The sequence below is a fragment of the Dolichospermum planctonicum genome, from assembly GCF_005402965.1.
Classification (GTDB): Bacteria; Cyanobacteriota; Cyanobacteriia; order Cyanobacteriales; family Nostocaceae; genus Dolichospermum; species Dolichospermum planctonicum.
This window is the reverse complement of record NZ_BJCF01000079.1, coordinates 1-11,116: the sequence shown is the minus strand read 5'-3', so window position 1 is coordinate 11,116 and position 11,116 is coordinate 1. Positions and strand designations below refer to the sequence as shown.

The 11,116-nt window shown below is 39.9% G+C and carries 9 protein-coding genes; 4 read left to right on the top strand and 5 right to left on the bottom strand.

Annotation, left to right across the window (positions count from 1 at the left end):
* The first annotated feature begins 124 nt into the window (after window positions 1–124).
* Together FFO06_RS20025 and FFO06_RS20020 are read left to right on the top strand one after the other, a co-directional pair.
* On the top strand, window positions 125–1,375 hold the full coding sequence (locus FFO06_RS20025; protein ID WP_268904649.1) for a glutamate-5-semialdehyde dehydrogenase: 1,251 nt from the start codon (window positions 125–127) through the stop codon (window positions 1,373–1,375).
* A gap of 85 nt (window positions 1,376–1,460) precedes the next feature.
* Window positions 1,461–3,413 carry a bifunctional serine/threonine-protein kinase/formylglycine-generating enzyme family protein gene (locus FFO06_RS20020; RefSeq protein WP_137909601.1) on the top strand — a complete coding sequence of 651 codons (1,953 nt, stop codon included), beginning with the start codon at window positions 1,461–1,463 and terminating at the stop codon, window positions 3,411–3,413.
* A 393-nt stretch (window positions 3,414–3,806) separates the two neighbouring features.
* Here the strand turns inward: FFO06_RS20020 and FFO06_RS20015 are convergent, their stop codons facing one another.
* The 3 genes from FFO06_RS20015 to FFO06_RS20005 all read right to left on the bottom strand — a co-directional run bounded on the left by FFO06_RS20015 (window position 3,807) and on the right by FFO06_RS20005 (window position 7,143).
* A complete protein-coding gene (locus FFO06_RS20015) occupies window positions 3,807–4,883 on the bottom strand; it encodes a fatty acid desaturase (protein WP_137909600.1) in 1,077 nt (358 codons plus the stop codon).
* Window positions 4,884–5,037: 154 nt separating this feature from the next.
* Window positions 5,038–6,099, bottom strand: a complete 1,062-nt coding sequence (locus FFO06_RS20010; RefSeq protein WP_137909599.1) for a fatty acid desaturase — start codon at window positions 6,097–6,099, stop codon at window positions 5,038–5,040.
* A gap of 228 nt (window positions 6,100–6,327) precedes the next feature.
* Window positions 6,328–7,143, bottom strand: coding sequence for an acyl-CoA desaturase (locus FFO06_RS20005; protein WP_137909598.1), 816 nt, complete (start codon window positions 7,141–7,143; stop codon window positions 6,328–6,330).
* A gap of 86 nt (window positions 7,144–7,229) precedes the next feature.
* Here FFO06_RS20005 and FFO06_RS20000 point away from each other — a divergent pair, with 86 nt between their 5' ends.
* On the top strand, window positions 7,230–8,459 hold the full coding sequence (locus FFO06_RS20000; RefSeq protein WP_137909602.1) for a methionine gamma-lyase family protein: 1,230 nt from the start codon (window positions 7,230–7,232) through the stop codon (window positions 8,457–8,459).
* Window positions 8,460–8,500: 41 nt separating this feature from the next.
* Here the strand turns inward: FFO06_RS20000 and FFO06_RS19995 are convergent, their stop codons facing one another.
* Both FFO06_RS19995 and FFO06_RS19990 read right to left on the bottom strand, forming a co-directional pair.
* On the bottom strand, window positions 8,501–8,878 hold the full coding sequence (locus FFO06_RS19995) for a GxxExxY protein (RefSeq protein ID WP_137909597.1): 378 nt from the start codon (window positions 8,876–8,878) through the stop codon (window positions 8,501–8,503).
* Window positions 8,879–8,936: 58 nt separating this feature from the next.
* Window positions 8,937–10,130, bottom strand: a complete 1,194-nt coding sequence (locus FFO06_RS19990) for a Coenzyme F420 hydrogenase/dehydrogenase, beta subunit C-terminal domain (RefSeq protein WP_137909596.1) — start codon at window positions 10,128–10,130, stop codon at window positions 8,937–8,939.
* A gap of 333 nt (window positions 10,131–10,463) precedes the next feature.
* On the opposite strand from FFO06_RS19990, the gene tcmP reads away from it, so the two are divergent.
* Window positions 10,464–11,042 carry a three-Cys-motif partner protein TcmP gene (gene tcmP / locus FFO06_RS19985; RefSeq protein WP_137909595.1) on the top strand — a complete coding sequence of 193 codons (579 nt, stop codon included), beginning with the start codon at window positions 10,464–10,466 and terminating at the stop codon, window positions 11,040–11,042.
* Window positions 11,043–11,116 lie beyond the last annotated feature (74 nt).

The window sequence follows — 11,116 nt, the reverse complement described above, 5'->3', positions numbered from 1 at the left end:
ACGTTTTTGGTGATTTACTGTTTCTCAAATGCCTTTTTTCACTTTATATGTTTGTTTTGATGCTCTCTTTAATTTTTTCTCTACGTAATTTACCTCTGTGACAGTTTGGGGTGCGGAATGTGGGATTGATGATTACCCCGAACCCATGACAGGCGCTGAACGCGCTTTTCAAGCTTCTCTGAAATTGGGAATTACCAAGGGGACGGATAGGAGTCGGGCTGTGTTAGCAATGGCACAAGCCATCGAACGGGATTTTGATGAAATTCTCGAAGCTAATACCTTGGATTTAGAAGCAAGTCGAGAAATGGCAGTTCCAGAATTAATTTTGGACTGGTTGAGACTAACCCCCTCCAGGTTGGAGAATGCAGTTAAGATTCTGCAACGGTTGGGGGAATTATCTGATCCTTTGCGACGAGTCCGAACCACTGATTATCAGCAGGAAGACTCCCAAAGTTATACTCAGTTAATGCCTTTAGGGGTGATTGCTTTTATTTATGAAGCTTTCCCAGATTTAGGGGCAATTGCGGCTGGTTTTTGTCTGAAAACTGGTAATAGTATTATTCTCAAAGGGAGTACAGAAGCTAGTCATTCTAATAAAGCGATCGCTAATGCACTACAAACAGCCATTACCAAAGTTGGTTTACCAGCAGGGTGTGTAGAATTAATTACTGCTGAACATGGCGCATCTGTGCGAGATTTAGTTACTCAAGACCAGTATTTGAGTTTAGTGATTCCTTATGGGCGTACTAGTTTAATTCAACAAGTAGTTAGACAGGCAACTTGTCCAGTTCTCAAGTCAGCCATGGGTAATTGTTACCTGTATTGGTCTGTCAATAGTAGCTTAGAAATGGTACGTTGGATGATTATAGATAGCCATGAAAGCGAACCAGATCCAGTAAATGCCATTGAAAAAGTTTTAATTCATCGTCAAGCTTTACCATCTTCCTTATCAGTGCTATGGAGTAGCTTAAAAGAAAAAGGTTTTGAACTTAAAGGAGATGCAGAATTAGTTGCGGCTTTTCCGCAGTTGCAACTAGTCAAAGATGAAGAATGGGGGACACCTTATTTAACAAAAACAGTGACCTTTAAATTGGTAGATAGTTTAGAAAGTGCGATCGCTTGGATTAACCAATATAGTAGTAGTCATGCTGATAGCATTGTCACCGAATCCTATCAAGAAAGCCGCCAATTTGCATTAGGAGTAAATAGTGCCTCCACCTATATTAATGCTTCCCCTCGTTTTTCCCGTCATTCCTCACGAGGAGAAGCTGTATTTTTAGGAATGTCCAATCAAAAAGGACATAGAAGGGGATTTATTAGTTTAGAAACGTTAACAACAGTGAAGCATATTATTCAAGGGAATGGACGCTTTTAGGGAAAATATCTGACAATATTTACCCATTTTTCCGTAAATCAAGGTAGGATATCATATAAGTACAAGTATGCTACCTACCAAGATTATGAGCCTGTGCATCAATCCTAACTGCCTAAAGCCCGAAAATCCAGACAATATCCTTTTTTGTCAAGCCTGTGGTTCAGAATTGATACTCCAAGGACGTTATCGGGCTATCATCGAGTTAGGACGTGGTGGCTTTGGTGTTACCTATCAGATTAATGAAATCGGTAAGAATCAAACCAAAGTTCTCAAAGTCCTGACTAATAATCAACCAAAAGCAATAGAATTATTTAAACAAGAAGCCGCCGTTTTAAGTCAACTAAATCATCCCGGTATTCCCAAAGTAGAACCAGATGCTTACTTTGTCTATTTTCCCCACGAAAGCAGAAACCCAATTCATTGTTTTGTCATGGAAAACATTGAGGGAATAGACTTAGAAAACTATATGCAAAACCGTAAGGATGGCATTAAGCAAACCTTAGCAATATACTTACTGAAAGATTTGGTTATTATTTTAGAACAAGTCCATAATCAAAACTTTTTTCATCGAGATATCAAGCCATCTAACATTATGCTGAGGGCTGAAAATGCTCAACCAGTATTAATTGATTTTGGCACAGTTAGACAAGTTACAGAAACAGTAGTTAATCAAAGTGGACAAGTTACAGCAATAGTTTCAGCCGGTTACACACCCCCAGAACAAATTAATAATAACGCTGTACCCCAATCTGATTTTTTTGCCTTAGGACGGACATTTGTTTATTTGCTTACAGGTAAAAAACCACTTGATCCCGCAATATATGATTTTGATAATGAGACCCTAAATTGGCGTAGTCATGCACAGCAAATATCACCTATGTTAGCAGATTTATTAGATGATATGATGCAGCGTTTATATAAAGATCGTCCGCAAAATATTAAGCAGATATCTCAGCGGTTAGCAGCTATAGAAAAAGCTTTACAACAACCTCAAATAAAACCTCAACCACAAAAAAATAAATTTCCTCGGCGGGTTTTTATAAAAACGGGTTTGATAATTGGAACATTTACCATAGCAGTAGCAGGAAAAAATATATTTAAGAATCTATTTAAAAATCAAGATCATAAACCAACAACACCAAAAACTACAACTTCTATAAATAGTTCAACCCCAGAACCTACAACATCTCCAAACCCAACTCCAGAAAATACCACATCTTTGAGCAACCTGAAAACCTTTAAATTTGAAGTTGTCACCACAGACCCAAGGGGAAACATCACCAACCGACGCAACGCAACGGCAAAATACTTCACAGAAGACCTGGGAAACGGTGTTTTCTTAGAAATGGTAAAAATACCAGAAGGAAGATTTTTGATGGGTTCACCGGCAAATGAAGCGAAAAGAAGTGATAACGAAAGTCCCCAACATCAAGTTACAGTTCCCAGTTTTTGCATAGGGAAATATCAAGTGACACAGGAACAATATCAAGCTATCATGGGAACTAACCCTGCTTACTTTAAAGGCAATAAACGCCCAGTTGAAAGGGTCAGTTGGAATAATGCAGTTACATTCTGTCAAAAGTTAAGCCAAAGGACAAGAAAAAACTACAGATTACCCAGTGAAGCCGAATGGGAGTATGCGTGTCGTGCGGGAACAACCACACCATTTTATTTTGGTGAAAGTATTACCCCAGAATTGGTAAACTATAATGGTAATCATGTCTACGCATCTGCACCAAAAGGACAATATCGAGAACAAACTACAGATGTAGGAAATTTTCCCCCTAACACCTTTGGTTTGTACGATATGCACGGAAATGTCTGGGAATGGTGTCAAGACGATTGGCATGATAATTATACAAATGCGCCTGAAGATGGTATTGCTTGGATTAATCAAAGCGGTGATATAAAGGTTATGCGTGGCGGTTCGTGGTTCAACTCTACTCGGGACTGTAGGTCGGCGAATCGTGGCGGTATTGAGCGGGTCTATGGGGACGACCTCCTGGGGTTTCGTCTTGTGGTTTCCCCACCCCCATGACCAAAAATCTGGGATACAAGCCCCGTCCACTTCGGCAAGCTCAGTGCATCGCTTTTAGGACGGCTTTATGTTAAAATTTGGTTATAGTCGCCATAGGGCATTGGGAGACTTTAAACGGACATGGAGGGACGATAAGACCACTTGTGGCGTGTTCCAGTGAAGTGTCAAGAATCATCGCACCTTCAGGTCGGTGAGTATGTCAATTCGTAGCCCTTTTCTGCTATATAAATCCTAGACAAAACTAGACTTTACTTTCTACTTCAACAGGAGGTTATGAGCGGTTATAGCTCAGTATAATTACAGTCCGGTCACTAAGATTGAAGTAACCGGACTGATTTCTGAAACCTTTAATTCAGACCTTTATTCGCGGCTGGAGTCTGGACTTAACTGATTTTACTTGACATTCTGATTTTTAGAAGTGTAGTAAACCTTACTTCCTGTATCGGGAACAAAATGACAACCAATAGCAGAATTCCATAAAGACTTCCAAATTGGTTCTTTTGATTCGTGAAAATACTCACCCATAATTGGTTTAATTGCTTTAGTAGCTTTCAACAAATTGTAGTGAGGCATATTTAAGAAAATGTGATGGGCAACATGAGTACCGATATCATGATGAATGTGGTTAAAAACACCATAATCTCTGTCAACACTAGAAATTGCCCCTTTCAGAAAAGTCCATTCTTCCCCACGATACCAAGGAATTCCCGGTTCAGTATGGTGTAAAAAAGTCACCAAATCTAGCCAAATGATAAAGACAATGTAAGGTCCAGCATAATATTTTAACAACCACATCCAACCATATTGATAGGTCAAAAAACCTAGTAAAGCTACCATACTAATCCAAAGCGTGGTACTAGTAATCACGTCCCATTTTTCCGAGGGTTTAAACAGTGGACTGCTAGGAGAAAAGTGAGAACCTTCTTTACCGGGTGAACGCTTAAACAGATACACTGGATAAGCCAATAAGAACACATAAAAACGCCCTATTTTTTGCGCTACGGGCATCTCATTGTACTCTGATTCAGAGACAGGATACCAGCTTTCATCATTTTCCAAGCTGCCTGTATTTTTGTGGTGAGTTCTGTGGCTAATTCTCCAACCATGATAAGGAACGAGAATGGGAGTATGGGAGAGATGACCAACCAAATCATTCAACCATTTATGCTTAGAAAAAGATTGGTGTCCGCAGTCATGTCCAACTACAAATAAAGCCCAAAACATAGTTCCTTGCATTAACCAGAAAACCGGCCAAAAATACCAAGAATCTAGGTAATTAGCCACTGCATATAGCAGCCCAATAATTAGAACATCACGAAAGAAATAATAGAGTGATTTAGTCACATTAGGCTGAAAACATTCAGCGGGAATAGCAGCTTTTAAATCTTGAAGAGTAAACGGTAATTTTTCTTGACCTTCAAAAGATTCGGGACTAGGTTTTTGATTGAACTGGATTGTATCTAATTGCACTAGGTTAGTTGATTGATTGTAAATTAGAAATTAATCCAGAGGTTATATTTAGTTACCTCTGGAAGTTAGACTTGGGAATATTGGCTGAAAAAATTGGTGATGAAACCAGAAGTAATTAATTCATACGTCAGATTTCATACCCAACATTAATATTTTATGATCTTTCTGCACGATATTCATCAAAAGTGACATAACCAATATCAGTTTTATATAGTTGACATTGATTAGTGATTTCCTTCATCAAATCCCAGGAGAACTTATATTCTTCATGGAGATAAGGGATCCAATTTTCCTTGATACTGCTGTAAGCCAACCGTAAATTATAGGAAGGGATCGCAGTAGAAATATGATGGGGAACATGAACATTAATATCGTGGCAAAGAATTTCTACCCAGCGAGGATAATCACAATGAATTGTGCCAAATAGCTGTGCTAAGGCTTCATTCCATTTGTCAGCAGTGCTAAAAGGAACATCGGGAAGGGTGTGGTGAACAATAGTAAAGGTACTCATCCAAAAATGGTAAACCATCCAGGGAATAAACCAAAATTTAATAAATCCCCAAACACCAGTTGTAATAATTAAAGTTGGGAAAACAACAGCCGCAAATAAAGCTACCACAGCCACAGAAAGTTTAACACTAGCCTGGTCTTTTTTCTGGAAATTGCGCCAATCAAAATGGACAACAGCCCAATGTCCAATAGAACCCACCCACCAAAGACGTTGACGCAGGAACAACTCGAAAGCGGACTGTCTATTTTTAGACCAATTTGTAAAAATTTCCGTTCTAATGGGATGCCAAGCGTTATCTTCATCTAGCTTGTTAGTATGTTTATGGTGATGATTATGTTTAATCCGCCAACTGTGAAAGGGGTAAATTAAGAACATCATGAAGAAATGTCCGACTAAATCATTTACCCAGCGACGTTTCGCAAAGGAACGATGACCACAATCATGACCAATAACAAAAAAACCTGTTAAAGCAGTTCCTGTAAAAATCCAAGCTAGGGGTAAAAGAAACCAGGGGGAAACGGCTAAAAAGTAATAGCCTAGTGCAGCCATAGATAAGCTGAGAATTACAGTTGTCCATGCTTTGCGGCTATTTTTCTGAAAACATTCCTTGGGGAGACTTTTGATAATATGTTTGAGTTTGATTTGGTCTTTACCAAGGTCTGTGGAGACCGCTATTTCCTGACTTTTAATGATTGATGTAGTCATGAATACCTGAAAAACAACAGAATGCCACACAAGATTACTAAGAAAAGTAACTTGCTGCAAAGTTTTGTAACATTAATTTCTGAGATTATAGCAACTTAACAATCATTTAGGATAGTGATTGAGAAATTAAAAATTTCCCATTAAAAATTGCCGCAGTTGCACGCAAAAAGCCAATAGTCTCAAGCCAAAATGACTATAAAACTATTGACTTTGGGCATAAAATCTGTATTATGCTTTTTTGGTTGCCAGCTTCACATTTGTAGCTAGACCGAGTAATTGTAATAACTGAATGGTCATCCAAGTCAGATCAATTTCCCACCATTCTAAACCATGACGGGCAGAGTATTGAAAAGCGTGGTGATTATTGTGCCAACCTTCGCCAAAGACGAGGATAGCAACCCACCAACAGTTAGTTGATTTGTCCCCGGAGTCATAAGTGCGGTAGCCAAACTTATGAGTAGCACTATTTACTAACCAGGTACAGTGATAAACCCAGATAATGCGGACAAAAATTCCCCAGACCACCATTGGCCAGCCACCTAAGAAGTATAGGACCAAGCCCAAAGCAATTTGTAAGAAAATGAAATATTTCTGTAAAAACTGATAAACTGGGTCATCAATAATGTCTTTAGTGAAGCGAGGAACTTGATCGTGAGCGGGGGCGAAATGAATCATCCAACCCATATGACTCCACCAGAAACCTTGATTTGAATCATGGGGATCAGATTCAGTATCAGAATGTAAGTGGTGAATGCGGTGTGTTCCCACCCATTCAATGGGACCACCTTCACAGGATAGTGTCCCAAAAATTACCAGGAGATACTCTAGCCACTTAGGCGTTTGAAAACTGCGGTGAGTGACAAGACGGTGATATCCCAAAGTAATACCTAAACCCCCAGTCACCCAGTAAAGCAATAAAGCAACACCAACTGCATTCCAGCTAAAATTGCTAGGAACTAGGGCAAATAGAGCGCCGACGTGTAATGCAACGAAAAATAGGGTATTAACCCAGTTAATGTGATGTTTAGAAGTAGCAATTGTCATGCAGTAACCTGAATAGAAATTGTTCAGCCTAGTCTGCGCGATCCTAAAATCCGCATATCTATTTTATTTTTTTCAATGAGGAAATGATGAACAGCTTTGAACAGCTGCGGGAAGCAGAACAGGCGCTATTAGAAATTTTTTCCGCTATTGACGCTCAGGTCAAGCATAATCTGAAAAGAGTATTAGATGCCTTTCGTGATCATCGAGTGGGAGCGCACCATTTTGCGGGCGTGAGTGGCTACGGACACGACGATTTAGGACGAGAAACCTTAGATCAAGTTTTTGCTCAAGTAATGAGTGCTGAAGCTGCGGTGGTGCGAGTGCAGTTTGTTTCGGGAACTCATGCGATCGCTTGTGCGCTTTATGGTGTACTTCGTCCTGGGGATGAAATGTTAGCAGTAGTCGGTTCTCCCTACGATACATTGGAAGAGGTGATTGGCTTGAGAGGACAAGGCCAAGGCTCTCTTCTTGATTTTGGCATAAAATACCGCCAATTAGAACTAACTGATCAAGGAAAAATAGATTGGCAAAACTTAACCACTAGCATTACCGACAACACAAAGTTAGTATTGATTCAACGTTCCTGTGGATATTCATGGCGGCCAAGTCTTTCTATTGCTGACATAGAAAAAATTGTTTACATAGTCAAACAGCAAAATCCCCATACCATTTGCTTTGTAGACAACTGCTACGGCGAATTTATAGAAACCCAAGAACCAACCCATATTGGTGCCGACCTCATAGCCGGGTCATTGATCAAGAATCCTGGAGGTACAGTCGTGAGTGCTGGTGGTTACATAGCTGGACGGAGCGAACTAGTAGAAGCAGCAGCTTGTAGACTGACAGCCCCTGGAATTGGTAGCCAAGGGGGGGCGACCTTTGATCAAAACCGTCTCTTATTCCAAGGATTATTTTTAGCGCCGCAGATGGTAGGGGAAGCCATGAAAGGAACATACCTGACGGGTTATGTATTTGACAAACTGGGTTATCCAGTCAACCCCCCACCATTAGCACCCAGAGGAGACGTAATTCAGGCCATTAAACTTGGTTCAGCCAAAAAACTAATCGCCTTCTGTAAAGCCATACAGCAGCATTCACCCATCGGGTCTTATCTCAACCCCATACCCGACGATATGCCAGGCTACGAAAGCCAAGTAGTCATGGCTGGAGGGACATTTATCGAAGGGAGTACCTTGGAACTATCAGCAGATGGACCATTGCGAGAACCTTATGTGGTTTATTGCCAAGGCGGTACACATTGGACTCATGTATCTATTGCTTTACAAGCGGCTATTGAGGCAGTTGGGGAGGTTTAAGAAGAGTTTCGCGCAAAGTCGCTAAGGAGCAAAGGAAGAGTTTAAAGTTTGTTGGCTATTCGTGTGATGCCGTTTTTAATTAGGACTTCACCAAAGTTAATGAGTAGGCCAAGGCGTTTATTGGCGAGGGTAAGATATGTAATTAGCTGTTTTTTATGTACAGGGTGGATGGTTTCTAGGGATTTGAGTTCAATAATTACCTTATTTTCAACTATCATATCTGCCTGAAACCCTTCCTCTAAATGAATACCTTCATAAACTACTGGTATTGGTTGTTGTCTTACTACCTGTAAACCTCTACTCTCCAACTCATACGCCAAAACAGTCTCATACACAGATTCAAACAACCCTGGTCCTAACCTAGTATGAATCTTGTATGCAGCATCAACAATCTGAGTCGCAATTTCATTCTCAGTCATATACACCTCCTTCTTCTTCCCTTTGCGCCTTAGCTCCTTTGCGTCTTTGCGCGAAACCTTATTTCGGTAACTTATACTGTCCCACTATCCGCTTCGCAAACTCCGGTACGTGCGCTGCTAATTTCTCTCCATGATTCCGCTTTACATACAAATAATTTCTCGCAAAGTGGGAATCTATAGAAAATCTCGCATATTCCAGTCCTTTGGGTCCGATTTTATCTATGACGACTCCCATTAGTTTCGCAGCCCACATGGGTAAGGTAACTGCTTGATCATAAGCTGGTATGCTTTGCTGTACTGCTGGTTTGCGGTTTCCTTGGGATATGACCGGTTGGGTATCCAATTGGTCTTTAACTAGTTCTAACATTTCTTTGCCTGTATCGTTTCTGACTACTATCCATTGCCATTTGTAAGGTGCGCCCATATACCCAACGACTATATCGGCCAGGGAGTTGACGTAATCAAAGCAACTCATACATGATGGGGCGAAGATATCTTTAAGCACGTTTGTTTTTAAGCCAAAGAAGGGTACTGTCTCTTCTGAACCGTCTTGGTGTTTGAAGTGGACTCGGAAGTCTTGCATAAATTCGTAGCTGACGACTGTTTGCGGGGAACGGCTGGTGGTTTCTAGGAATTTTTGCAGCCCAGCGCGGGTAACGTTATCTACGCAGGGTGTTCCGAGTACGTAGAGTTTTTCTAGGCCGAGTTTTTTCTCGACGGCGCGTAATGCTTGGATTTGACAACCTACTCCAATGACTAATAACCGTTTCATTCCCGATTTTTCTATCTGTTCTAATACGGACAGGTTGGGGGATAATGTGGGTTTATTGACTTTGGCGGCTAGTATTTCTTCTGGAGTGCGGGCTATTATGGGCATGGGTTGAAAGCGGTCTTCTTTGCTGTTTTGGACACAAACTACGCCTTCAACTAAACCACGATTGAGCATTTCTATGGCTATGCTGCTTACTATTCCTGTCCATTGCGCGCCTTCGATGGGTTGTTGTTTTCTGGCGGACATCATTTCTTGATGAACTCCAAAGTAGAGTTCGTTTTCGTCTTCTAGGTTGCGGGGACGGTTATGGGTGGTGATTTCTAGTTCGTCTATTCTTTGGGTAATGAAGGCGCACGCTTCTTTGACGTAGTGGATGTAGTAAGTGTCGCATAGTCCGCATTCACTACAGAGTTCTTTGGCAGGGCGCACGCTTCCGGGTTTGAGGGCTTTGGCTTTTTTGTGGGATTCTATGGATGTCATCTATTTTGTTTATTTTTACTAAATATGGCTTTTATTACCTTACCGTTTGGGGATGTGAAGTTGGCGGTTTGAGTTGAATAAGAGTTTTCTTCACGCAGGGACGCTCCAGGCACGGAGAGTATAAAACAGTAAAATGTGAATCGTTCTAGTTTGATACACACCAGCTAGTTAAATTTGTATAATTATTACCAAACTATAAAAAAGGATAATCAATTATGAGTAATTCTGATACTAAGTGGTCTGCTGATGGCAAAGAAATTCCTTTTGTAGAACAGCACACAAAAACTAAACATCTACTTACAGAACAGTATGTAACAGTATGTATCTGATTTAATTTATACACTTTATGGAACTGGGCAGTATGGAGGAGTTAGAAATTTTACTATCATTGATGGTTTTTGTGGTGGGGGTATTTACAATGATAGGGAGTCAGATAATATTTGGTTTGGTTCACCCATTCGTTTGATTAATTCTGTTGAAGAAGGGTATTTAAAATCAGGAAGAACTTATCCTTTAAATGTTAAATTTATTTTTATAGATAAGAAAAAAGAACATTTAGAATGTTTAAAAAATATTGCTATGTCTCAAGCAGAATTAGAAGATTTATCAGATGGAAACCAGCATACTGTCAAAACTGAATTTGCTGATTTGATATTAGAATGTGAGTTTATAAATGATAAATTTGAGAATAAAGTAGATTATTGTGTTTTTCAATCTGAGAACAGAAAGGGACATTCTTTATTTATTCTTGATCCCTATGGTTGGTCTGATGTCTCGATGGCAAGTTTTAGAAAGATAAATAGCCTCAAAAAATCAGAAATTATTTATACATTTATGGTTGATTTTATCAAAAGATTTTTTTATCCCACATTCCGCACCCTGAACTGTCACAGATCAAAAAAGCAGAGATAGTAGTACATAATAACTAACGATCAATTAAAGAGAAATAAGCTTAATGAGAATACATATCATTAAAAGGGGGGTGG

Coding starts and splice junctions, on each gene's coding strand:
- FFO06_RS20020 (WP_137909601.1), top strand. CDS start 1,461: ATGAGCCTGTGCATCAATCCTAACTGCCTAAAGCCCGAAAATCCAGAC.
- FFO06_RS20010 (WP_137909599.1), bottom strand. CDS start 6,099: ATGACTACATCAATCATTAAAAGTCAGGAAATAGCGGTCTCCACAGAC.
- FFO06_RS20005 (WP_137909598.1), bottom strand. CDS start 7,143: ATGACAATTGCTACTTCTAAACATCACATTAACTGGGTTAATACCCTA.
- FFO06_RS20000 (WP_137909602.1), top strand. CDS start 7,230: ATGAACAGCTTTGAACAGCTGCGGGAAGCAGAACAGGCGCTATTAGAA.
- FFO06_RS19995 (WP_137909597.1), bottom strand. CDS start 8,878: ATGACTGAGAATGAAATTGCGACTCAGATTGTTGATGCTGCATACAAG.
- FFO06_RS19990 (WP_137909596.1), bottom strand. CDS start 10,130: ATGACATCCATAGAATCCCACAAAAAAGCCAAAGCCCTCAAACCCGGA.